At 68.1% G+C, this 22,798-nt stretch carries 23 protein-coding genes and 1 tRNA gene; 7 read left to right on the forward strand and 17 right to left on the reverse strand.

Annotation, left to right across the window (positions count from 1 at the left end; genetic code table 11):
• From UK23_RS11505 to UK23_RS54970, 8 genes are all read right to left on the reverse strand, one after another.
• The coding region (locus tag UK23_RS11505; protein ID WP_231114463.1) for a DNA cytosine methyltransferase at nt 1–753 on the reverse strand (753 nt) is incomplete at its 3' end.
• Nucleotides 750–1,271: a hypothetical protein gene (locus UK23_RS48540; protein WP_052684579.1), complete on the reverse strand. Its 522-nt coding sequence runs from the start codon at nt 1,269–1,271 to the stop codon at nt 750–752. The genes UK23_RS48540 and UK23_RS11505, both read right to left, overlap by 4 nt.
• Nucleotides 1,268–2,314, reverse strand: coding sequence for a hypothetical protein (locus UK23_RS48545; RefSeq protein WP_052684580.1), 1,047 nt, complete (start codon nt 2,312–2,314; stop codon nt 1,268–1,270). The genes UK23_RS48540 and UK23_RS48545 overlap by 4 nt, the downstream gene beginning before the upstream one ends.
• The gene (locus UK23_RS11520) at nt 2,311–2,544 is read right to left on the reverse strand and encodes a hypothetical protein (RefSeq protein ID WP_045311438.1); all 234 of its coding nucleotides are present in this window, start codon (nt 2,542–2,544) and stop codon (nt 2,311–2,313) included. Before UK23_RS11520 ends, UK23_RS48545 begins: the two co-directional genes overlap by 4 nt.
• Nucleotides 2,545–2,636: 92 nt before the next feature.
• Entirely contained in the window at nt 2,637–2,975 is a 339-nt protein-coding gene (locus UK23_RS11525) for a hypothetical protein (protein ID WP_045311439.1), read from the reverse strand.
• Nucleotides 2,968–3,219 (reverse strand): hypothetical protein, encoded by a 252-nt coding sequence (locus tag UK23_RS51445; protein ID WP_156213037.1) that lies wholly within the window; start codon nt 3,217–3,219, stop codon nt 2,968–2,970. The genes UK23_RS11525 and UK23_RS51445 overlap by 8 nt, the downstream gene beginning before the upstream one ends.
• A complete protein-coding gene (locus tag UK23_RS11530) occupies nt 3,216–4,103 on the reverse strand; it encodes a YqaJ viral recombinase family protein (RefSeq protein ID WP_045311440.1) in 888 nt (295 codons plus the stop codon). Before UK23_RS11530 ends, UK23_RS51445 begins: the two co-directional genes overlap by 4 nt.
• The gene (locus tag UK23_RS54970; protein WP_045311441.1) at nt 4,100–4,339 is read right to left on the reverse strand and encodes a helix-turn-helix domain-containing protein; all 240 of its coding nucleotides are present in this window, start codon (nt 4,337–4,339) and stop codon (nt 4,100–4,102) included. The genes UK23_RS11530 and UK23_RS54970 overlap by 4 nt, the downstream gene beginning before the upstream one ends.
• A 691-nt stretch (nt 4,340–5,030) precedes the next feature.
• Here UK23_RS54970 and UK23_RS51450 point away from each other — a divergent pair.
• Nucleotides 5,031–5,115: transfer RNA gene (locus UK23_RS51450), tRNA-OTHER, on the forward strand.
• Between the two features lie 62 nt (nt 5,116–5,177).
• Here UK23_RS51450 and UK23_RS11540 read toward each other — a convergent pair.
• Nucleotides 5,178–6,848: a hypothetical protein gene (locus tag UK23_RS11540; RefSeq protein ID WP_045311442.1), complete on the reverse strand. Its 1,671-nt coding sequence runs from the start codon at nt 6,846–6,848 to the stop codon at nt 5,178–5,180.
• A 40-nt stretch (nt 6,849–6,888) separates the two neighbouring features.
• Between UK23_RS11540 and mgrA the strand changes: the two genes are divergently transcribed.
• Complete coding sequence (gene mgrA, locus UK23_RS11545; RefSeq protein ID WP_045311508.1) at nt 6,889–7,917, forward strand: L-glyceraldehyde 3-phosphate reductase; 1,029 nt, start codon at nt 6,889–6,891, stop codon at nt 7,915–7,917.
• A gap of 60 nt (nt 7,918–7,977) precedes the next feature.
• Here mgrA and UK23_RS11550 read toward each other — a convergent pair whose 3' ends face one another.
• Entirely contained in the window at nt 7,978–9,375 is a 1,398-nt protein-coding gene (locus UK23_RS11550) for a sensor histidine kinase (protein WP_045311443.1), read from the reverse strand.
• A complete protein-coding gene (locus UK23_RS11555; RefSeq protein ID WP_045311509.1) occupies nt 9,372–10,088 on the reverse strand; it encodes a response regulator transcription factor in 717 nt (238 codons plus the stop codon). Before UK23_RS11555 ends, UK23_RS11550 begins: the two co-directional genes overlap by 4 nt.
• A gap of 125 nt (nt 10,089–10,213) precedes the next feature.
• Here UK23_RS11555 and UK23_RS11560 point away from each other — a divergent pair, with 125 nt between their 5' ends.
• Genes UK23_RS11560 through UK23_RS11570 form a run of 3 tightly spaced genes read left to right on the forward strand, consistent with a single transcriptional unit; the run spans nt 10,214 to nt 12,804 of the window.
• Nucleotides 10,214–11,572 carry a ferric reductase-like transmembrane domain-containing protein gene (locus UK23_RS11560; RefSeq protein WP_082114586.1) on the forward strand — a complete coding sequence of 453 codons (1,359 nt, stop codon included), beginning with the start codon at nt 10,214–10,216 and terminating at the stop codon, nt 11,570–11,572.
• Nucleotides 11,573–11,584: 12 nt separating this feature from the next.
• The gene (locus tag UK23_RS11565; RefSeq protein ID WP_045311444.1) at nt 11,585–12,061 is read left to right on the forward strand and encodes an FMN-binding protein; all 477 of its coding nucleotides are present in this window, start codon (nt 11,585–11,587) and stop codon (nt 12,059–12,061) included.
• Between the two features lie 2 nt (nt 12,062–12,063).
• Nucleotides 12,064–12,804 (forward strand): FAD:protein FMN transferase, encoded by a 741-nt coding sequence (locus tag UK23_RS11570; RefSeq protein ID WP_045311445.1) that lies wholly within the window; start codon nt 12,064–12,066, stop codon nt 12,802–12,804.
• Between the two features lie 176 nt (nt 12,805–12,980).
• Here UK23_RS11570 and UK23_RS11575 read toward each other — a convergent pair whose 3' ends face one another.
• Complete coding sequence (locus UK23_RS11575) at nt 12,981–14,015, reverse strand: ADP-ribosylglycohydrolase family protein (protein WP_045311446.1); 1,035 nt, start codon at nt 14,013–14,015, stop codon at nt 12,981–12,983.
• 102 nt (nt 14,016–14,117) lie between these two features.
• Here UK23_RS11575 and UK23_RS11580 point away from each other — a divergent pair, with 102 nt between their 5' ends.
• Nucleotides 14,118–16,883 (forward strand): AfsR/SARP family transcriptional regulator, encoded by a 2,766-nt coding sequence (locus UK23_RS11580; RefSeq protein WP_045311447.1) that lies wholly within the window; start codon nt 14,118–14,120, stop codon nt 16,881–16,883.
• Nucleotides 16,884–17,024: 141 nt separating this feature from the next.
• Here UK23_RS11580 and UK23_RS11585 read toward each other — a convergent pair whose 3' ends face one another.
• Entirely contained in the window at nt 17,025–17,813 is a 789-nt protein-coding gene (locus UK23_RS11585; protein WP_052684583.1) for an SGNH/GDSL hydrolase family protein, read from the reverse strand.
• A 304-nt stretch (nt 17,814–18,117) separates the two neighbouring features.
• On the opposite strand from UK23_RS11585, the gene UK23_RS11590 reads away from it, so the two are divergent.
• The gene (locus UK23_RS11590; RefSeq protein WP_156213038.1) at nt 18,118–18,459 is read left to right on the forward strand and encodes a hypothetical protein; all 342 of its coding nucleotides are present in this window, start codon (nt 18,118–18,120) and stop codon (nt 18,457–18,459) included.
• Between the two features lie 179 nt (nt 18,460–18,638).
• On the opposite strand, the gene UK23_RS11595 is transcribed toward UK23_RS11590, so the two are convergent.
• The 4 genes from UK23_RS11595 to UK23_RS11610 are packed head-to-tail and all read right to left on the reverse strand — an operon-like array spanning nt 18,639 to nt 22,793.
• On the reverse strand, nt 18,639–19,658 hold the full coding sequence (locus UK23_RS11595) for an N-acetylglucosamine kinase (protein ID WP_045311449.1): 1,020 nt from the start codon (nt 19,656–19,658) through the stop codon (nt 18,639–18,641).
• Nucleotides 19,659–19,663: 5 nt separating this feature from the next.
• Nucleotides 19,664–20,932: a 6-phospho-beta-glucosidase gene (locus UK23_RS11600; protein ID WP_045311450.1), complete on the reverse strand. Its 1,269-nt coding sequence runs from the start codon at nt 20,930–20,932 to the stop codon at nt 19,664–19,666.
• A complete protein-coding gene (locus UK23_RS11605; RefSeq protein ID WP_045311451.1) occupies nt 20,929–21,822 on the reverse strand; it encodes a carbohydrate ABC transporter permease in 894 nt (297 codons plus the stop codon). The genes UK23_RS11600 and UK23_RS11605 overlap by 4 nt, the downstream gene beginning before the upstream one ends.
• Nucleotides 21,819–22,793 (reverse strand): carbohydrate ABC transporter permease, encoded by a 975-nt coding sequence (locus UK23_RS11610; protein ID WP_045311452.1) that lies wholly within the window; start codon nt 22,791–22,793, stop codon nt 21,819–21,821. The genes UK23_RS11605 and UK23_RS11610 overlap by 4 nt, the downstream gene beginning before the upstream one ends.
• Nucleotides 22,794–22,798: the final 5 nt, after the last annotated feature.

The raw sequence follows: 22,798 nt of genomic DNA on the forward strand, positions 1-22,798 counted from the left end.
GGGTTCCACCTGGCTATGGGCTCGCGCACTCAGCAGACCTCGCACGTTCTCGGCGATGATCAGCCGAGGGCGGAGGATGCTCGCGGCGTAGACCATCTGGGACCACATCCCCGAACGGTTGTCCGGGCGCAGGCCTGCCCGCTTGCCCGCTGCGCTCAAGTCCTGGCAGGGGAACCCGCCGAGGAGCACGGCGACGCGCTCGACCTGCTCCCAGTCCACGGCCGCGATGTCACCGAGGTTGGGCACGCCGGGAAACCGGTGCGAGAGCACCGCCGAGGCGTCTGGGTCGTTCTCGACGTGCCACGCGACGGTGCCGCCGAGTACCGCCTGCACGCCAAGGTCGAGCCCTCCGAAACCAGAGAACAACGACCCGATCGCCGGCCCGTCGTCGGACCAGCCCGCCGAGATAAGCCGGATTATGTCGGCAAGTTTCGCGCTCGCGAACCCGTCGACGAACGGGTGCGAAACCGGCCTTTCTGACCCCCGATAATCGAAACTTACCGGCGGCCAGTCCTCGTGCCGAGCAGCGTCGGCGAGGTCATCCTGTCTCACCGAAGTTGGCGCCGGGCCTGGTGAATCCGGCGCAGCCGCACGGCGTCTCACCGAACCTGGCGAGGCGTCGTCGTCGCGCTGCGGCGATGCCAGGTTTGGTGAGACCGGGCTCGCGTGCGCGCGGAGCGGCCCGCGACCGGTCGGTGCCGCCGCCCCAAAATCCTTGTGCGTGTCCATCTCGTCCCCCAGGTGGTCAGTCATCGCGCGGCCGTGAACGCCTCGGCGAGCCGGGCGTCGTGCGCGGGTTGCTTGGTGAGCGGCTTGCCGCCCGGTCCGGTGCAGCGGACGCCCGGTTGGGCCTTGCACCACGGGCAGGCCACGGCGAGGTACACGCGGCGGGCCTCGGCCTCGGCCTCGACGTGCTCGGGATCGGCGCCACGGGCGAGGGCGAGCGCGGCGGTGACGCGGGCGACGCCGGAGCGGATCGACCGCACGAGGTCCTCGGGCCGTTGCTCGATGGCACGGGCGCGCAGCGCGGCGCTGTGCTCGCGCTCGGCGTTCTCGCGCCGCGCGTTGCGCCACGACTCGACGATGTCGGCGGGCATCACGGTTTCGGTGCTGCGCCGGTAGTGCTCGCGCAGCGCCGGCTCGGCGGCGGAGTACGGCACGTCGTCGAGCACGTGCGCCCATGTCCGCACCTGCATCGTGCTTCCGGCGCTGATCTTGTTGTCGAGCGTCGACGCGATACCGAGCAGCCGGGCGACCTCGGCGGCGTTCATCGCCGAGCCCCATCGAGCATGAGCAGCTCGCCGTCGACGACCGGCCCGTCGTCCTGGCCCTCGTGCTCGAACTCGGCCGCGAGCGCAAACCACCCGGCGGCCTTGGCGTCCCGCTTGGACAGCCCAGCGGGCACGGCCGTCGCCTCGACGTGTCGAGCGCGGACGGCGTCGGCGTACAGGTGCGGCAGCAGACCGGGCGCGGCGCCGGGGCGGCCGTGCCACAGATCGAGCGCGGCCGTGACGGTGTCCGGGTCGGCGCGGTCGGCGAGCAGTCCGTCGACATGCTTGCCGAGCGCCCGCACGGTCTTCGTCGGGTATGGGGCACCGACCGAGCTGTGCCACCCGGCGGTGAGCCGGTAGGCCTCCGGTCGTACGGCGGTCGCGGCGAGAGTGGCCGCGGTGACCCCGGCGCCTCGCGTGCGTGTGCGCGCGTGACGCTTTTCTTGAGTTGGTAGTGAGTCTGGGTGACTACTCCCCTTACCCCCTACCCCCGCGTTTGACGGGAACCCTTCGGGGAAGGGTTCGGCGAACCCTTCCGACGGGCGTTCATCAGCAGTGGGAGCGGACGAGTTCGAACGTGAGCTCGTGGGTTCCGTCTGGTGGTAGGTGGATGTGCCGTCGAGGGTGTCAGCGACCGCGTCGGCGTGCACATGGTCGAGGCGGCGCAGCTCGTCGGCGAGCACAGCGCGCAGCCTCGGCGACTCGACCGCGAGGGCGAACCGGAAAGCGGCCTTAAGGACGTTGGGTTGCTTGGCTACGCCGTCCTTGCGCATGAACGCCCGCACGAGCACCTCGTCGGTGTCGGCGTCGACCAGTGCGAAGCGGGCACGGTCCAGCTCGGCGAGCGCGGCCTCGATGTCGGCGACGTCGGTCGCCGAGCAGCCGCGCGCCCACCTGCTCACCGTGAGCGGCAGAACTCCAGCCTGGTTGATGGTCGGCTGTGAGAGCAGCAGGAAGTACAGCCGTTGAGCCTCGGGCGAGAGGGCGCGGAAGTCGTCGTCACGCCAAATCGCGGTCAGGATGCGTGCGTGTTCGCGGCTCACGCAGACGCACCTCGCACGTGCCGCTCGGGCACCGTTGAGCCGGCGGACACGGTGATTGGGCCGGCGGTCGGGTCGGTTGTGGCTGCTCGGCGGCGCAGGATGCGCGTCACCTCGGCGGCCTCGGCGGCCTGCAACTGGTCGAGCGGACGGCGGCCGACGAGAGCGGCCTCGACGGCGAGCGCGTCGAGCAGCCTCGGCCCGGCGGGCACGCCGGTAGAGCTGACGGTCACGGTGAATCCCCCAGGAAGCGGCGAGCGCGGGCGTGCGCCATCGCGCCCGCCGCAAGATGACGACGGACTTCGGTGTTGTGGGGTGTGGGCGGCTACGCGGCCGAGGCGGCCGGGTTCGCTACCCAGACGCGGTTGCGGCTCGCTCGCCGACTACGGCGTCGGCTGCGGTACTCGCCGCAGGGCACGATTAGGCGTCGGGCGGCCCAGTTGCCGATCAGGCTCGGCAGCACGTTCGGCGAGTGCGGCTCGATCCCCGTAGGGACACCACGGCGGATGTCCTCGGCGGTGAATGGCTGACCCGAGGCGACCAACTCGTCGAGCACGATCTCGGCGGCCTCGCGGTAGCGGCGGTGCGCGGCCACGGCGGCGGCGAGGTTGGCCTCTTGTCCGCGTTTGCGGTCGGCGAGGCCGAGCTGAAGCTGATCAGTCACGAGGTACCTCCCATCGCGGCGGGTTGTGGTCGAGGTAGCGAGCCCACTCGCCGAGGTCGGCGAGCAGGCGGTGATGCCGGGCAATTTCGGCGGCGCGCTCGGCAGGGGCGAGCCCGGCGAGCACAGGACAGGTCGGGCACTCGGGGCAGCAGGGCACGCAGTCGACGGCCGCGCAGCAGCCGCCGGGGCGGTGGTCGCCGCAGCACGCGACGACCACCCCGGCAGCAACAAGACCAGCGGTCACGCAGCACCTGCCTGCATAGGTGATGGGCGCAGTGATGGCGCCGCACCGTTGCGACCAGGCACCCGGATCGCCACCGACTCACCGTCGACCAGTGCGCGCCGGTGCCGTCCGAGCGCGTCGAGCACCTCGGACGTTGCTCGCAGCTTCACGGCCTCGGCGCGCTTGTGGTCTGCGACCGCAGCCCGGTACTGCTCGGCGAGCCCTGCCTCGATCTCGACCTCGGTGTCGTCGATCTCGGGATGCAGTTCCCGCACCGCCCGATGCGTCGCGGCGTGCTCGTCGATCTCCGGTCGCACACCACGGTCGACCGAGTCGAGGAACTCACGGGCGGCGGCGCGCAGCGTCTCAGCCTCGGTGAGGTTCCACTCGACGAGGTACTCGCGGAACTCAAGGTTCGTGGTCAGCACCGCGACGTGTGCACGATTCAGGCCGAGCGTGTCGAGCTGCCACATGACCTGACACCGGACGTAGTCCGGCACCTCATCGGTGCCGCGCCTGCCCCACTCGAACAGGTCGGCAGCGGTCTTGACCTTGAGCAGCGATCGCTCGGCGAGCCCGGTCAGCATTCGGTCGGGCGTCGCGAGTTGCCACGGCCGTTGACGGTTTGCCCACATGCCCGTGCGGCGCACGCGGTACTCGGGATGCTGCTCCGCGAACCACTCGGCGACGACGGACTCAAGCCGATGACCACGGCGCATCGCGTCATTGCTCGGCGCCGCAGCGATGAGGCCCCTTTTCCTATTCCACAGAGAGAATGTCGATTCATACGGCGACATATTCATGACTGCGGCGATCTCTGAACCCCCCAGGCCCATCGACCGAACTGCGTTCCATTCACGAGAACCAGGCTCGAACGAGCCAACACGTACAGCGGAAGCCTTCATGCGGCAGCTCCATTGTCCGTCCCGTCGACCTCGAACACGTCCTCAAACGAAACGTGGAGCCTGCTCAAGGTGGCGGCGATTAAGGAGTTGCCCGGCAGCTGCTCTCCGTCTAGCACGCGACCAACGGTCGACTGCGACACACCAAGACGCTTGGCGAGCGCGTACCTCGATTTGAGCCCTTGTGCAATCCCGATTCTCTCCAGCGCGTCCGGGCGGACACGCACTTGCGCAGACATTCAACCCCCCAGGTCGATTCGTGCACGGAACGTTCCCGTTCACGATCACGACCCTACGTGCGCATCTGGACAGGGCTCAACGATTGCGTTAACGGAAGCACCTGACGAAACAGACCGAGGACGCACGTACTCGCGTAGGGGACTACGCCGAACGGGTCGAACTGGGTGCCGCACTGTCTGTGTCGCAGCGGTGACGCCCGGCAGGGTATTGCCGCAGCGTAACTGTAGGCAGCCCGCTTGGTTGAAGCGTCAAAGATCATGTGACGCAACGAGAAGATCGTGACTGCGGTGCAGATTCTGAAGATCCACTACAAGTCGTCTGCGTTCGAATGACTACATTGTGCTTACTTGCGTGCGCGGCACGGTTAGTCAACCCTTGGCGGGAATCTTGTTCCTTTGTAGTGGCTACATCGGACAGATACAGTGATGCAAAACACAGAGCCGATCCGTTTACGATCGGCGGCGTGCGTGCTGCGTCCCGCTTGGATGCCGACGCTAATTGTTGCCATCGCTAACCAATATGTGACGTTAGGTCGGTGCCCGAGCATTCCTCATGCGGGTTCATTTGGTCCGTGTAGTCACGATGGGCCGTGGTTCTTCGTGGCGCGAGGCGGGTCTTTCGGTCGACTCTGGGGGGTGTTTGAAGATCCACATCTCACCCCTCACACATGCCACTTGCGCTTGTCTGTATGCTGGCGTTTGACCAGGTAAGTACAGCGCTAGTGCTGGTACGCCTTGTAAGCGAAAGGTTAGGGGTTCGATTCCCCTCGCCGGCTCTTATCCGACGAGGGTTCGCCCAGGTGGGCGGGCCCTCGTCTCAATTCAACGTGACAGTTCGTCAGCTTTTGCGAACGAGTCCGGTAAAGCCCGCGACACTCAGTGTTGCGAAGCTCCATCCCAGGATCTGGATGACCCAGCCTGCTCCGGTCGCCCACTGCCCGGCTGGTCCGTTCGCCAGTTCGCACCTCGGTGTGCCGCCGAGCTTCACGAGCGGGATGGCGAGATCCGCCGCAAGACTGATTCTGTTCACCGGTGAACAGGCGTCCGGTCCGCGGTCTTTGGCCGGTGTCAGGCCGTTATAGGCATTCGTTGTCCACACGAGACAGAGCGCCAGGACGAACGTGATGAGCAGTCCGGCTACCGCTCTCGAGGGCTTGTAGCCGTAGCCGAGGGTAACTCCAAGGAACCAGTGCCACAGCTTGTTGCCCGGGTCGCCGCGGCGGCGGAGGTCCCGTTGCTGGGCGATCAACACCTTGCGGGCGGTGTGCTCGTGTCCGGCGGCGCGGTGCACGGCCGCAAGTTGCTGGTACGGCTGGGCGTGGTAGTTGAACGAGTGGTCGCGCAACATCGTGAGCCACGCGCCGGTGTCGTCGGGCGGATCCGGATAGGTCAGGCCGTCGACCGAGGCGGTGAAGATCTCGGCTTCGAGCAGTTCGGGAACGTCGAGCGCGAGCGCGTCCCCGACCTTGGTGCCCAGCAGAGCGAGCTCGTAGCCGGCGCCGTGGTTGATCAGTTTCCCGGGACGGAACACGAGTTCGCCGCTGACACGGGTGTCGCTGAACTCCACGGCGGGCATCGGACTGTGCGCCTCGACCTCCGCGTCGCTGAAGGTGACGCTCGCGCCGATCGACGTCTTGTGCACCAAGAGTGCCTGGCCGTCGCCGTTGCGCACCCTGCCGCTGACGATCAGGCCCGCTCCGATCTTCGTGTCGACCATGCGGACAGTGCCGGCCTGCGCGCTCTCGGAGAGCGCGTCGAAGCCTTCGGAGAGCCGCACCTCCTGCCGGAACTCCGCGCCGTCGAGGCAGAGCGAGGTGTCCGCGGCGCCGCGCAGCACCGCTCCTCGCATCCGCAGGCCACCGGCTGTGGCGTCGATCAGCTGCATCGCGGCGCCCTCGCCCGCTCTGATGAAGCTCAGGCTGAGCTGGACGACTCCGCCGATCTTCGCGTTGTTGGCGCGCAAGGCCTCGCCCGAGGCGTTGTCGATCACCGCCCCTTCCAGCTGGAGGTCGCCACCGATGTCGCAGCTGTCGAGCCAGAGTGTGCCGTCGACGAACATTCCGTCGGCCTGTACGTGACCTCTCACGCGCAGGCCGTTGCCGTAGAACATCCGCACACTCGTGCCGTGAAGGAACAACGTGCCGTCGATGTGCGCGTTGTCGAGGTCGAGAACGCCCGTGCAGCGGGCCTCCCTCAGGCCGAAGTAGCGCACCCGCATGCCTTCCGCGTGCAGCCCGGGCATCGTGGAGCCGTCGAAGGTCAACGAGTGCAGGGTGGCGTCGCAGAACCACATCGGTGCTTCGATCACGCTGTCGTCCAGCTCCAGCGACGTCGACGTCTCGAGGTTGCTCAGGTCGAGCTCGCCGGTGATCCGCGCCCCGCGCACCCTGATCCCTCGCGGATCGAGGCCATCCGCCCGCAGCAGGTCGCGGATGACCTGGCCGCGCAGCACGTTGTCGTGGCGGCGGCCGAGGTGGAGGATCTCGCCCGCTTCCGCGGCGCGTTTCATGTCCTGCTCTGTCTCACTAGGACGTGACATTGTGGGCACCATGTCCTACCTCGCGGATAGCGCGCGCTACGACCAGATGACTTACCGGCGGACTGGCCGCAGCGGTCTCAAGCTGCCGGCGATCTCGCTCGGTCTGTGGCACAACTTCGGCGGCGACCGGCCGTACGAGCTCGGCCGCGGCATCGCGCGGCGGGCGTTCGACCTCGGTGTCACGCACTTCGACCTCGCCAACAACTACGGTCCGCCGTACGGCTCGGCGGAGGTGACGTTCGGGCAGATCCTGAAGGATGATCTCAGGCCGTACCGGGACGAGCTGGTCATTTCGACCAAGGCCGGTTACGACATGTGGGCCGGGCCGTACGGGGAGTGGGGCAGCCGCAAGTACCTGCTGTCGTCGCTCGACCAGTCGCTGACCCGGATGGGCCTGGACTACGTCGACATCTTCTACTCGCACCGGTTCGACCCGGAGACTCCGCTCGAGGAGACGATGGGCGCGCTGGTCAGCGCGGTGCAGCAGGGCAAGGCGCTCTACGTCGGCATCTCGTCGTACTCGCCGGCCAAGACCCGTGAGGCGGCTGAGCTGCTCAGGTCCGCGGGCGTGCCGTTGCTGATCCACCAGCCGAGCTACTCGATGCTCAACCGCTGGATCGAGCCGGAGCTGCTGGACACCCTGGAGGAGGTCGGCGCGGGCTGCATCGCGTTCTCGCCGCTCGCGCAGGGCATGCTGACGGACCGCTACCTCAACGGCGTGCCGGCGGACTCCCGTGCGGCGCAGAACAAGTCGCTGTCGACGGACCTGCTGAGCGACGAGAACCTCGCTCGGATCCGGGCGCTGAACGACATCGCCGCGTCGCGTGGCCAGTCGCTGGCGCAGCTCGCGCTCACGTGGACGATCCGCGACTCGCGCGTCACGTCGGCGTTGATCGGTGCGTCGTCCGTCGACCAGCTGGAGCAGAACCTCGCGGCACTGCAGGCGCCGCCGCTGACCGACGACGAGCTCGCCGAGATCGACAAGCACGCCGTCGAGTCGGGCATCGACCTCTGGGCCACCAGCTCCCAGTCGGAGTGAGTTCGGGCGTCTGCAAGTACCGCCAACTCGGAGTTGGTGGTACTTGCAGACGCCGAAGAGCTAGAGCAGCCGGCGAGGGAGCCGGATCGTGAACGTCGTGGAGCCTGGGCGGCTGGTCAGGTTGATCGTGCCGCCGTGGGCGTGCACGAGGGACTGCACGACGGCGAGGCCGAGGCCGCTGCCGCCGCGTTGGCGGGTCCGGGAGTTGTCGACGCGGTAGAAGCGGTCGAAGATCCGCTCCTGGTCGGTCTCCGTGATGCCGGGGCCGGTGTCGCTCACCTGCACGACCGCCCAGCCGTCCTCGGCCCGCACGCGCACCGACACCGCGGTTCCGGCGGGCGTGTGCACGGCCGCGTTGGTCAGCAGGTTGTCGAGCACCTGCCGCAACCGCGTGGCGTCCGCGCGCATGGTCACCGTGTCGGCGTCGATCTCCAACGAGTGCGACGGACGGGCTGCGCGGAAGGCGTCTCCTGCCGCCTCGGCGACCTGCGCCAGGTCCAGCTCCTCCGGGCGCAACGGCGGTTCGGACTCCGCGGAATCCAGGCGTGCCAACAACAACAGGTCGTCGAGCAGCACGCTCATCCGCGATGCCTCCGACCGCAGCTTCTCCAGGTGCTTCTCGCGTTCGCCCGGTTCGTTGGCCGCCGCGTACCGGAAGAGGTCCGCATAGCCGCGCAACGACGTCAGCGGCGTGCGCAGCTCGTGTGACGCGTCGGCGATGAACCGCCGCAGTCGTTGCTCTGCGGCCGTGCGCGCGGCCAAAGAAGTGTCGATGTGCGCGAGCATCTTGTTGAACGCCTCGCGCAGCTCGTCGACCTCGACACCGCCGCCGGCGCCGTCCACCCGCACGGTGAGGTCCGCCGAGTCGGTCAGGTCCTGCGACGAGATGTCGTGCGCGGTGTCGGCCATGTCCGACAGGGGCCGCAGGCCGCGTCGCAGCAGCGCCTGGCCGCCGACGACCAGCGTGACCAGCGCCGCGAGGAACGCCGCCACGCTGACGGTGATCAGCTGGGAGATCGTGCCGTCCCGGTCGTCCATCGGCGCGGCGCTGACCAGGACGATCTCGTTCTCCCTGATCGGGCACGCGCGCAGCCGGAACTTGCCCTCGCCGCGCAGGTACCCGGTCTCGAGGGTGTCCTTGGTCAACGCCTTCTTCGCGATCTCGTCGAACTCCTCGCGGTCGTCCGGGTGCTGGTCGCCGGGCTGGGCGACCAGCTCGCCGTTCTCCACCTTGTAGACGACCGCGAACCAGGTCGGCGGGAGCTTGGTGACCTTGCCGTAGTACTCGACGTCGTGGGACGCGCCGGTCTGGCTCATGGCCATCTGGTCGTCGAGCCGCTTGTCGAGGAACGTCTTCATCGACGTCACCATGACCGCGCCGACGATCGCGAACACGGCGAGCGCCAGCGCACCCAGACCCAGTGCGAGCCTCGTACCGAGGCGCAGTGGCCGGTTCATTCCGCCGCTCGGCGGAGCACGTACCCCACACCGCGCACGGTGTGGATCAACGGCTCGCGGCCGTCGTCGAGCTTGCGGCGCAGGTGGGAGATGACCAGCTCGACCACGTTCGAGCGGCCGCCGAAGTCGTACTCCCACACGTGGTCGAGGATCTGCGCCTTCGTCAGCACGGCCGGTGAGCGACGCATCAGGTACCGGAGCAGCTCGTACTCGGTCGGCGTGAGGGTCACCAACTTGCCCGTGCGGCGGACCTCGCGCGTGTCCTCGTCCATCACCAGGTCTGCGACCTTCAGCACAGATCGCTTCCACGACGGACCTGTCGAGCGGCGCAGCACGGCCCGGAGCCGGGCCATCAGCTCCTCGACCGAGAACGGTTTGACGAGGTAGTCGTCGCCGCCGCGAGTGAGTCCCGCCACACGGTCCGCGGTGCCGTCACGAGCCGTCAGAAAGACCACCGGGACCATCGCCCCGGCTGCCCGCATCCGATCAAGAACGGTGAATCCGTCCAGGTCAGGCAGCATGAGGTCGAGCACGACGATGTCCGGCTGGAACTCGGCGGCCTCTCTCAAAGCCTCCTCACCGTTGAGCGCGGTAGCGGCCTGCCAGCCCTCGTACCGGGCGACCGTCGCGACCAGGTCAGCGATGTGCGGCTCGTCGTCGACGACGAGCAATCGAACCGAGTTCCCCTTGTCCACGTGCTCATGGTGCGTCACCTGGTGCTCACCTCGCTCGATCGACAGGAAGTCGACAGCGCGGGCATAGGGGAGCCACAGCTCGAACGCCAAGGATCGAGAAAGACCGAACCGACTGCCGACCCGCCCTGACCGAGGAGCCCGCCGTGACGACCACCCTGCAGCAACCCGTGCGACCGGCTCCGGCCGGCCGTGCGACGCCGCACAAGGTGCTGGCCAAAGCCGGCCTCTACGCGTTCCTCCTGGCCAACGCGGCGTTCGTGACGTACCTGTTCAACGCGGCCGGCGTCGGCTCGAACAAGCTGGTGAACTTCGGCAGGCTGGCCGGGCTGTACGGCGCGTTGGCGATGGCGTTCCAGCTGCTGCTGGTCGCGCGACTGCCGTGGCTCGACCGCCGGTTGGGCATGGACAAGCTCACCTCGTGGCACCGCTGGGTCGGCTTCACGATCTTCTGGATGCTGATCGGCCACCTGACCTTCATCGCGTTCGGCAACGCCGGGAACGACGGCCCGATCGCCGAGATCATCCGGCAGGCCACCGAGCTCGAAGGCATCCTCCGCGCGCTGGTCGCGTGGACGATCATCATGGTCGTCGGCGTGGTGTCGGCCCGGTTCGCGCGGCGCAAGCTGGCGTACGAGACTTGGCACTTCATCCACCTGTACACCTACATCGCGATCTTCCTGGCGTTCACGCACCAGGTCGCGGTCGGCAGCACCTTCCGCAAGTCCGCGCTCGCGACCGGCTACTGGTGGGCGCTCTGGGCGTTCGCCATCGGGTCTGTCGTGATCGGACGGTTGGTGCTCCCGTTCTGGTGCAACTGGCGTCACCAGTTCCGGGTCGCCGCGGTCGTGCCGGAGGCGCACAACGTCGTCTCGGTCTACATCGAGGGCAAGGACCTGGACCAGCTGGGAGCGAAGGCCGGCCAGTTCTTCCTGTGGCGCTTCCTGACCAAGGACCGCTGGTGGCAGGCCAACCCGTTCTCGCTGTCCGCGGCGCCGAACGGCAAGTACCTGCGGCTCACCGCGAAGGCACTGGGCACCGGCAGTGCCGACATCCGCAACGTCAAGGTCGGCACCCGCGTGTTCGCCGAGGGCCCGTACGGCGCCTTCACGACCATGCACCAGACCAAGCAGAACGCGCTCCTCGTGGCCGGTGGTGTCGGTGTCACGCCGATCCGCGCGCTGCTGGAGGAGATCAAGGGTCACGTCGTGGTGCTCTACCGGGTCACCGACCCGCGCGAAGCCGTGCTGCTGCGCGAGCTCGAAGGCCTCGCGCGGGCCAAGGGCGCGGTGTTGCGCCTGGTCACCGGGTCCTCGAAGACGATCACCGCGAACGGCCCGTTGCTCGGCCCGGAGAACATCGCCGCGCTGGTGCCGGACGTGCAGGACCGCGACATCTTCATCTGCGGCCCCAACGGCATGACCGACGCCGTGGTGCGCAGCCTTGACGAACTGGGAGTGCCCAGCAACCAGGTCCACGCCGAGCGCTTCGCGCTGGCCAACTGAGAGGTCGACGACGTGAAGAGGGCAATTCCCGTTCTGGCGCTGAGTGTCGCAGGCCTGGTCCCGGTCTGGTTGTACTCGCCGGGCCCGGCGCACGAGGGTGAGATCAGCGAGGTCGCCGCGCCGGAGACCCAAGCGCAGACCCAGGCACCCAAGACGACGAGTGCGGCTCCCAAGACGTCCGGAGCCGCGCCGACCACCCAGCAACAGCAACAGCAGACTCAGCAGGCCCAGGCCCGCACCGTGAACGGTCCGGCGGTGAACACGTCCGAAGGCACCGTGCAGGTCCAGGTCACGTTGCAGGGCAACAAGATCACTGATGTGAAGGCGGTGCGGGCGCCCAACAGCGAGCCGACCAGGATGGCGCTGCCGATCCTGAAGCAGGAGGCGCTGAAGGCCCAGAGCGCGGACATCGACACGGTGTCCGGCGCGACCGCGACCTCACAGGGCTACAAGCAGTCGCTGCAGGCCGCGCTCGACGGAGCGCAGTAGCGATGTCGTTCCGGGGCGTCGAGCAGATCATGGGCCTGCCGATCTCGGTCGACCTGCGTGACGGTGACGCCGCCCTGGCCGAACGTGCCTTCGCGTGGTTGCGGGAGGCAGATGCCCAGTTCTCGCCGTTCAAGCCGGACAGCGAGGTGTCGAGGCTGGACCGGGGTGAGCTCACCAGGGAAGAGCTCACCCCGGATCTGGTCGAGGTCCTCTCGCTGTGCGACTGGTACGAGGAGTCGACCGGCGGCGCGTTCACAGCGCAGGTGCCGGGACGCGGGCTCGACCCGTGCGCCGTGGTGAAGGGCTGGGCCGTGCAGCGCGCCGCCGACATCCTGCGCGAGGGCGGGGCGTCGTCGTTCTGCGTCAACGCCGGTGGCGACGTCGTGACGGCCGGCGAGCCCGAGCCCGGAAAGCCTTGGCGCGTGGGCGTTCGGCATCCAGACATCGCTGATCAGCTGTGTGTCGTGCTCGGCGTGCGGGACGGAGCTGTTGCCACGTCAGCGTTGTACGAACGCGGCCAGCACATCCTGGACGGCCGTACCGGTCGGCCCGTCACGGGAATCTTGTCGGTCACGGTTTTCGCGGACGATCTCGCCATCGCCGATACCACTGCCACAGCAGCGTTTGCGCTGGGCAAGGACGGGATCGAGTGGGCGGCGGCGCAGGAGGAGTGCGAGGTCTTCATCGTCGACGAAGATCGTCGCGTGTTCCGCAGCCCTGGACTTCCGGTACACATCTGTTAACATGCCCGGCCAACGGAGCTTCGACTCCGGGGCACGGATTTCGTTGATCAAGAGCTGATCGGAGCTCGCGCTCGGGGCAAGACCCGGCCAGCTGTTGACCAACACCTCGTGCGAGAGAGCCTGCTGGCGAGCGAATTCGGGAGCGCGCGCCGGCAGGCTCTTTCTGTATTTGCGACTCAGGCGTAGCGGTTCTCGTCGAACTCGAGGTTCACCGCGGAGCAACCCAGATCGCGGCCCATCGCGTCGAGCACGTCCACCAGCTCCAGGCTGCTCAGCCAGTCGCGGGGGATGGCTTCGGTGCCGTGCAGCGCGCCGAGGATGTTGCCGGTCAACGCCGCCGTGGCGTCACTACCACCGGAATGGTTGGCCGCAGCGCGCATGGCGTCCACGAACTGCACGGGCTTCGGATGCGTCAGCACCGTGTAGACCGCGATCGCCAAGGCCTCCGGGCCGGTCCAGCCGCTGCCGAGCCGGTCGACGCGCACCGAACCGGTGCCGTCGTGCTCCTCGGCCAGCACCACAGCGCGCGTGAGCACGGTGGCCGTGTAGGTGTCGTCGCGCAGGACCCGGCCGATGACCTGGTCGATCGCCTCGCGCAACGGCCTGCCCTTCACGGCGAGCAGGTGGATCAGCAACGACAGCGCGCCACCGGAGACCCAGCCGCCCGTGCCGCCGTGTGTCAAAGCAGCAAACCGGCAGCCCAGGTCGTACGCGATGGCCGCGGAAGGTGCGAAACCCGCGGGTGCGGTGCGCGTGACGCCGTTGCAGCCAGACGACTCGTTGTGCGGATCGGTCGGGGTGGACATGGTGTCCGCCGCGAGCGCGCGCAGGCACGTCAGACCCGGCGAACGGCTCTCGTACAGCCGTTCGTCTGCGAGCAGACCGGTCGCGCCCCGTTCCGGGGCCGGTTGCTGCTGGGTGACGAGCCAGCGCCGGTAGCTGTGCCACACCATCTCCGACGGCTCCCACTCGCCGGTCCGCTTCCCGCGCACCCACGCGCGCAGGTAGCCGTCGGCGGTGAAGAGCGTCAGCTGGGTGTCGTCGGTGAAGAGCGCGGGCTTCGGTGGTGCGAGCACACCTTCTGGGCCGTGTTCACGCTGGATGTCGGCCAGGCCGAGGTACTGCACGGGTGCACCCAGGGCATCACCGAGAGCGCCGCCGAGGAGGCACCCGGCGCCGCGGTCAACCACGGAGTTCCTGTCTCGCGGCACGCGTGAACAGTAGCGTCCCGCGAACTTCAGCCGTACTTGTATCTGAGACTCAGGCCATCGCACCTGTTGAAGTGACAAGGTCAGCGGGCGTGAGGGAGGGGCATGCGGAGCAAAACCGGACTCGAGTTCGGCGTGCTCGGTCCACTCCAGGTGCTCGCGGACGGCCGGCTGATCCAGCTCGGTCGCCGCGGCATGCGCGGACTGCTGGCCATGCTGGTCGTCGAGGCGAACCGACCCGTCTCGATCGACCAGATCGTCGACGCGCTGTGGACCGACTCGCCGCCGGCCACCGCGCGGACGATCGTGCACGGCTACGTCTCGCGGCTGCGCAAGGTGCTGGAGGAGGCCGACCCGTCGGCCTCGGCGACGATCCGCACCACGCCCACCGGGTACCAGCTGACCGTCGACCCGTGGCGCCTCGACCTGCACCGCGCCCGGCAGCTCGTGGCGTCTTCCCGCGGCAAGCCCGCCGCCATCAGGGCGGGCTTGCTGCGCGAGGCGTTGGGTCTGTGGCGCGGGCCGGTGCTGTCCGACGTACCGGGCGACCCGATGACCTCTGATCTCGAAGAGCTCCGGCTGTCCGCGCTGGAGGAGCGCATCGACGCCGAGCTCGAACTGGGCCGGCACCTCGAGCTCGTGGGCGAGCTGCGGGGGTTGTGCACCGAGTACCCGTACCGCGAACGCCTGGTGGCGCACAGCATGCGGGCTTTGTACCGGTCCGGGCAGCGAGCTGACGCGCTTGAGGCCTACCAGCGGTTCCAGCGTCGTGCGAGCGAGGAACTGGGCATCGATCCCGGGCCGCAGCTGCGGTTGCTGCAGGAGCAGGTGCTGCGCGACGACCCCGCTCTGAGTTTGATCGGCCCGGTCGAGTCGCGTCCCGTCGCGCCGCGTGCCGGAATCGTCGCTCCTGCTCTGTTGCCCGCTTCTGCTTCGCGGTTGTTCGGACGTGCCGACGACATCGCCTGGCTGGACAACGTTTGCGCGGCCCGGAACCTGCTCGGCACGACGGTGGCCGTGCTGACCGGTGCGCCCGGTGTGGGCAAGAGCGCGTTGGCGATCACGTGGGGGCATGAGAACGCCGAGATGTTCCCGCACGGTGTGCTGTTCGCTTCTCTGGGTGATGCCGAGCCGGGTGAGGTGCTGACCAGGTTCCTGGTGGCGCTGGGGGTTCCGGCCGACGGTGTCCCTGTCGGGGTGGAGGACCGCGTCGGGCTGTACCGATCGTTGCTCAACCGCCGCCGCGTGCTGGTGGTGCTGGACGACGCGACGGGCTTCGAGCAGGTGCAACCGTTGCTGCCGCCGGGTTCGGGCTCGGTGGTGCTGGTGACGTCTCGTTCGCACCTGGAGCGGCTGGTCGTCACGAACAGCGCTCGGGTGCGCAAGCTCGGCCCGTTGGACGACGAGGCCGCGCGGGAGCTGGTGGACGACGTGCTGGGGAGGCCGTTGTCCTCGGAGGACCCGGTGGCTTCCAGAAAGCTCGCTGAGTTGTGCGGCGGGTTGCCTTTGGCGTTGCGGGTGGCGGCCGCGAAGCTGGTGATCAGTCCGGAGTGGACGGTCGAGGAGCTGGTGGGGGAGCTGGCCGACGACGGGCACCGGTTGCGTGGCTTGGACCTACCTGAGGCAGGCGTGGGGGTGTCGCGGGCGCTGGACCTGTCGACCCGCGACCTGCCGTCCGAGCTCGGCGAGGTGTTCAAGTCCGTCGGCCTCGCGCCCGGCCGCTGGATGTCGTCGCACGCCGTTGCCGCCCTGACCCGGATCCAGCTGGAGTCCGCTCGTTCGCGACTGGCTCAGCTCGTCGAGGTGAACCTGCTGGTCGAGCCGTGGCCGGACGGGTTCACGATGCACGAGCTGGTGCGGCTGTACGTGCGGGGAGCCGGCCGTTCCGACCTGGACTCGTTGCGGCGCTTGGTGAACTACTACCTGGTCGCGTGCGACCACGTCCGCAGGGCCATCCGACCGGCGCGCGACGGCCTGGACTTCGCGTTGGGGGACAACGGTTCCACGTCGTTGCCGGCGTTCGGCGACCCGATCGACTGGTTCGACCAGGAATGGCCCAACATCGTCGCGGTCGTGCACGCGGCCGCCGAATCGGGCCTGCACGACCAGGTGTGGCAGCTGGTACGGCTGCTGCACACCTACGCGACCGTGCGCGCACTCACCGGGGAGTGGGTGGCGTTGGTCGGGTTCGGCCTGGCCGCGGCCGAGGTGACGGGGAGCCGCCTCGGACAGGTCCTGATGCTGGACACGACCTACACGACGAACGCCCGGCTGGGACGTCCTGTCCTGCTGCCGGACGCTCGCCGCGCGCACCGGATCGCGACCGAGCTGGGCGAGCGCCAGTACCTGGTGCTGACGCTCGCCCAGCTCGCGGACGTGCTGTTCCGGCTGAAGCACCACGACGAGGCGTTGCTGCACTTCTGGGAGTCGGTGCAGCTTGCGCAGCAGTCCGGTGACGTCGTCGGTGAGGGCCACGGGCTGAACAACGTCGCGCAGGTCGAACAGGCCCGCGGGCGGCTGGACGTGGCGTTGCAGCACCAGGCTCACGCCGTCGAGGTGTACCGGCGTTCCGGCGACCAGGTGGCGTTGATCCGCGGGCTGGCCAACCTGGCCGAGCTGTCGCTGGAAGCCGGGTCTTTGGACCAGGCCGAGTCGCTGGCGCGCCAGGTCGTCGACCAGGCGGCCGTCGCCGAGGTGACCTATCTGGAGGGATTTGGCCGCCAGGTGCTCGGCGGGGTGCTGCTCCGGCGGGCGGAATGGGTTGCTGCGGCAGCCGAATTGACGGAGGCGCTGCGCCTGTACGCGCAGGTCAACTCGGCGCGGGCGGTCGAGGTGCGGGCTGCTCTGGACTCGTTGTCGTCCGAGGTTTAGCCACTGTTTAGTCGTCTGGTCCCAAAACATGGGATGTTGGACGTGCAGGCCGCCGAGTGGGGGATTACCGAGGGGGTAAGGCGGCCGCGTTGAAGAGGCCCGACCGGCATTCGGGGGAGTTTGCCGGTCGGGCCGTTCTGCCTACTGGTAGTTCTCCTCGGTGCATCGCGCGAGCGGCAACAGCTCGGGCCGCTTCGGCGCCAGGCCGTCACCCATCGACTCGCCCCGCAGCGTCCGGCCGATCCACGGCACCACGTGCTCGCGCGCCCACTTCAGGTCGGCCTTGCGCTGGGTGACCCAGTCCGTCTGCTCGAGCGCCGGCCACGGTGCGTCCCACGAGTGGTCGTCGGTCAGGCCCAGCACTTCCGCTGCCCTCAGGGCTACCCGCTGGTGGCCTTCCGGGGAGAGGTGCAGCCTGTCCTCGCTCCACGCGCGACGGTCGTGCAACGCGTGCATGGACCAGAGATCGACCATGCGGCAGTGGTAGCGCTCGGCGATCGACCACAGGTGGGTGTTGTAGATGGCGATCTTGCCCCGCAGGCTCCTGAGGAGTGGGGTGGACCGGGTGTCGAACCCCGTGAAGATCACGACGTCCGAGCCGGCTGCTCGCAGGTCCGCCACTGCGACCTCGTACACCTCGGCCAGGGCGTCGGGATCGCTGTTCGGGACCATGATGTCGTTGCCGCCACCGCAGAACGTGACCAGGTCCGGTTTGAGGGAGATCGCGAGCGGGACCTGCTCGTCGATGATCTCCTGGAGCATCTTGCCTCTGATCGCGAAGTTGGCGTACCTGAAGTCAGGTGCCTTCTGGGCGATCATTCCGGCCAGGCGGTCGGCCCAGCCCACGTAGGTGTCTCCCGGGCCCGGGTCGTCCATGCCCTCGGTGAAGCTGTCCCCCAGCGACACGAGACTGTTCCATCGCAGCAGCACGTGCGTTCCCCCTACTCTTGCGACTCCCCTGCCTTGCCGTGCGTTGCCCGCGGCTCCCGATCGCAGACGACTGTTTAGCATGCACAACCAACTGGTGGTTGCGCCACCGTCGGTTACGGCATCGTAGTTTTTGTCGCTGTAGGTGACGATTCTTTTACCACTCGATCGAGCGAAACTTGAGCCTGTTCCAGGGGGTTCGTCTCATTCGGTCGCTAGCTTCTGCCGGGTGCGTTCTGGTTTGCCGCTTCCTACCGTTTCGTTGGGTGTCGCGCTTCTCACAGCCGGGGTTCTGGCTGGGGTGGCCATGTCCACAGGGGTGGTGACCGTGCCGGGGCCTGCTGGTGGCGGCTCCGATGCCGGTGAGCCCGAGGCGGCGCAGCTGGGCGGGGACGAGCCGCCCATGGAGTTCACGCCGGTGCCTTCCGCGGTGAAGGTGGCACCGTCCAGTTCCGCGGTGCGCGTGGTGGTCACTCCGCCGCCGCATTCGAATCCGGTGGTCACGCCGGAGAGGGCCGAGCCTTCGGCCAGCGTGGCGGGGACGACTGTGGTGCCTTCGGTGTCCCTGCCGGCGCTTTCCTCCGAGCCGCCTTCGAGCGCGCCTTCGACGTCGAACGTGGAAAACCCCCGCAGCGACATCGGCGCGTGATGTCGCTGCGGGGGCCGTGGGACCTTTCCGAGGGGGAGCGCCGCCGCCGATCAGCTCCCCCTCGGAAAGGGGTGGGACCACTGCTCGGGACGCCGCCGCCGATCTGCCCCGAGCAGTTGGGGTTGGGACCGTCTCAGGGGGCGCCGCCGCCGATCTACCCCCTGAGACGGGGTCTGTTGTCAGCCGCTGGCCACCACGTCCAAAGTGGACGGAGCAGTGGGCTGGTGATCGTCGTAGGCCGAGCGCAGCCTCAGCTCTGCGCCCGGCGAGGCACCGATGGTGTCGAGGCCCAGGAGGGCGGCACCGACTACCGGGGGTAGGTCGACCACGCGGATCTGGGCCAGCGGGGCCACTTCCAGGATCTGCCGGCGGATCGGGGCCAGGAGGAACTCGCCCTGGCCCGTCATCACGCCGCCGCCGAGGATCACGTCCACTGCTTCGTCCACCAGGTCGAGCTTCTTCAAGGACACGGTGGAGAGCAGGACGATTTCTTCGATCAGGCGGTCGACGACGGCTTGGGCCACGGCGTCGCCTGCGGCCGCGACCTCGAAGAGGATCGGGCTGAGGGGGTGCGGGTCGAACTTGATCTCCTCGAAGTGGAGCTTCTCCACGACGTCGGAGATCGAGGTCTCGCCGTAGTAGGAGAGGAGCGCGGGGAGCAGTTCGGTGGGCTCGCCCCGGCCGTCTTCCGCTCGGACGGCCAGCCAGAGGGCCTTCTCGCCGAGGTGGCCGCCGCCGCCCCAGTCGCCGGAGATCTGGCCCAGGGCCGGGAAGCGGTGGGTGCGGCCGTCTGCTGCCACGCCAACGGCGTTGATGCCTGCACCGCAGACGACTGCGACGCCGACACCGGAGGCCGTGCCGGAGCGCAGCAGGGCGAAGGTGTCGTTGCCGACCACGACTGACGGGGACCAGCCTCGCTTGGTGATCTCCCGCGTCAGGTCCTCCTCCTCGCGGGGCAGGTCGGCCCCGGCGAGGTAGGCGGCCGTGTGCGAGGCGATCGGCTCGTCGGGGGACAGGCCCGCTTGAGCGGCGGCTTCGCGTGCCAGTCCTTCGAACACGTCGAGGCCCCGCTTCATGCCCACGGTTTGCGGCGGGGCACCGGGGCCGCGCGTCTGCGCGAGCACCTTGCCGTCCGCGTCCACCAGCAGGACTGCGGTTTTGCTGTTCCCGCCGTCGATGGCGAGCACCCGGTCGGTCATCGGTTTCAGTTTCCCTTCACCCACGGCAGCAGATCGCGGTTCTGCGCGATCAGCTCGTCGGCCAGCTGGTCCGCGATGGCGTGCTGGCCGATCAGCGGGTGGGCGAGCAGTGCGTTCGCCACTCGGTCGCGACCGCCGTGGATCGCGGCCTCCAGTGCGAGGTACTCGTAGGCGGTCACGTGTGAGATGAGCCCGGAGATCGACGGTTCGACCGGGCGGACGGGCAGCGCGACGCCGCCGTTGGAGTCCACTGTGGACGAAACTTCGATCACGGCGTCGTCAGGGAGGAACGGGAGTGAGCCGTTGTTCTGGACGTTCACGACGTGCTTCTCGGCGCCGGCGCCGCCCGTCAGCGCGTGCACGAGCTGCACCGCCGCTTCGGAGTAGTAGGCGCCGCCGCGCTGGGAGAGCTGTTCCGGCTTGGTGACGACGGAGAGGTCGCTGTAGATGTCGAGCAGCTCCTTTTCCACCGTGGCCACGACTTCGGCGCGCGGGGGCTCGGTGAGCTGCTTCTTCACGACCTCGTCGTGGTTGTAGAAGTAGTTCAGGTAGTACGAGGGAACCATGTTCAGGCGCTGCATCAGCGAGGCGTCGATGCCGATGTGCTCGGCGAGACCCTCTGCGTGCTGGGAAAGAAGTTCCGGCAGGCGGTCCACGCCGTCCACGTAGACGCCGCGTTCCCAGGTGAGGTGGTTCAGGCCGACGTGCTCCAGTTCCACGGACGACGGGTCGACGCCGAGCAGGCCGGAGGTCCAGCGCTGGAACGTGATCGCCACGTTGCACAGGCCGATCGCCTTGTGGCCCGCCTGCAGGAGAGCGCGCGTGACGATGCCGACCGGGTTCGTGAAGTTCACGATCCAGGTGTCCTCGCCGGCGATGGAACGCACCCTGTCGGCGATGTCCAGGACGACCGGCACGGTCCGCAGGGCCTTGGCGAGGCCACCCGCGCCGGTCGTCTCCTGGCCGACGCACCCGCACGTGAGCGGGAACGTCTCGTCGGAAGCGCGAGCCGCCTGGCCGCCGACGCGCAGCTGGAGAAGCACCGCGGACGCGCCCTCGACACCCTGTTCCAGCGAGGTGGTGGTGCGCACCTTCGCCGGGTGGCCGGCGTGGTCGAGCAGACGCTGGCTGAACGGGCCGATGACGGACAGGCGGTGCTCGTCCGGGTCGACGAGGACGATCTCGTCCACCGCGAGGCTGGTGCGACGGCCCGCAATGCCGTCGATCAGCTCCGGTGTGTAGGTGGACCCGCCACCGACGACGGTGAGTTTCATCCCTTGACTCCTGTGAAGGTGATGCCCTTGACGAACGACTTCTGGGCGAAGATGAACAAGATGATCGCCGGGATCATCGTCAGGAACGTCACCGCCATTGCTGAGTTCCACTGCACGATGTGCATGCCCTTGAACGAGGCGAGAGCCAGCGAGAGCGTCCACTGGTCCTTCACCTCGCCGGTGTAGAGCAGCGGGCCGAAGTAGTCGTTCCAGGTGAACAGGAAGCAGAACAGCGCGGTGGCCGCGATGCCTGGCCTGGCCATCGGCACGATGATCCGCACCAGAGCCTGGAACTCCGAGCAGCCGTCCACCCGCGCCGCGTCCACATAGGACTGCGGGATGGTCAGCATGAACTGACGCAGCAAGAAGATGCTGAACGCGTCGAAGAGGAAGTACGGGGCGATCAACGGCACGAGCGTGCCGGTGAGGCCGAGCGACGACCACGTGTCGTACAGCGGCACCGCGACGACCTGCGGCGGCAGCATCATCGCGCCGATGACCAGCAGGAAGGCCACGTTCCGCCCGCGCCACTTGAGCTTCGCGAGCGCGTAGGCCGCCGGGATCGACGAGAGCAGCATGCCAGCGGTCGCCAGCAGCGAGTACGTGAGGCTGTTGAACAGGTACTGGAACAGCGGGGCCTTGTCGAAGACCTCGATGAAGTTCTCCCAGTGCCATTCGCGAGGCCACAGGTCCGCGGTGAACGCCTGGTTGTCCGACATCACCGCGGTGAGGAAGACGAACACCACGGGTGTCGCGAACATCAGACCCAGCGCGATGCCGAGCGCGTGCGTCGCGACCCAGTTGAGGATTCCCCTGACATCACGGGGTTTCTTCGGCTGTTCCGGCTCGGTGGAAACGTCCACCGGCGGCTTGGCGAGCGTGGCGGTCATGCTCCCGGACCCCCTTCTTCAGCCGAGGAGTTCTTGCGCATCCGCTGCACCAGAACGATGGTCACGCCGAACGAGATGATGAACAGCACCGTCGCCATCGCGGCGGCGTAGCCCATGTCGAACTGGCGGAAACCCTTGGTGTACAGGTAAACGGGGAACGTCAGCGTGGAGTTCTCCGGGAATCCCAGGTACTTCGTCGAACCGGTGGTGTCCGCGGAACCGGAGGCCGCCGACCCCGCGACGACGGCCTGGGTGAACAGCTGGAGCGCGAGGATCACCGAGTTCACGATGCCGAAGAGCAGCACCGGGGAGATCGTCGGCAGCGTGACGTGCCACCACCGGCGGATCGGGCCGGCGCCGTCGAGCTCGGCCGCTTCGTACTGCTCCTGCGGCACGTCGAGGATCGCCGCCAGGATGATGATCATCAGGTCACCGGAGATCCACAGCATGATCGCGGTGATGCCCGGCTTGGCCCACGACGGGTCGGAGAACCACAGCGGGCTCTGCAGTCCGAAGAGGTCGAGCAACTTGTCGAGCGGGCCGTCGTTGGGGCGCAACACCATGAAGAACACGAGTGTCGCGGCTACCGGCGGCGCCAGCGAGGGCAGGTAGCAGAGTGTGCGGATCAGGCCGACACCGGACTTGAGACGTGCGATGACCGACGCCACGCCCAGCGCGAACACCGTCCGCGCGATCGTGAGCACCAGGACGAACCACAGCGTGTTCGTGAGCGACTTGATGAGCAGGTCGTCCTTGAACATGAACGTGTAGTTGTCGAGGCCGGTGAACTCCGGTGCGTTGATCAGGTCGTACTTCGTGAAGGAGAAGACGACTGTGGCGATCAGCGGATAGCCGAAGAACAGGACGAACCCGATGAGGGCCGGGGCCATGAACCCGAGTACGGCGAGACGGTGGCGGGCACGAGCCCGCCCCCTGCCGGGGGCGGGTCGGGCGCCGAGCGTGGCGGTCATCGCGC

The sequence above is a fragment of the Lentzea aerocolonigenes genome, assembly GCF_000955955.1.
Classification (GTDB): domain Bacteria; phylum Actinomycetota; class Actinomycetes; order Mycobacteriales; family Pseudonocardiaceae; genus Lentzea; species Lentzea aerocolonigenes_A.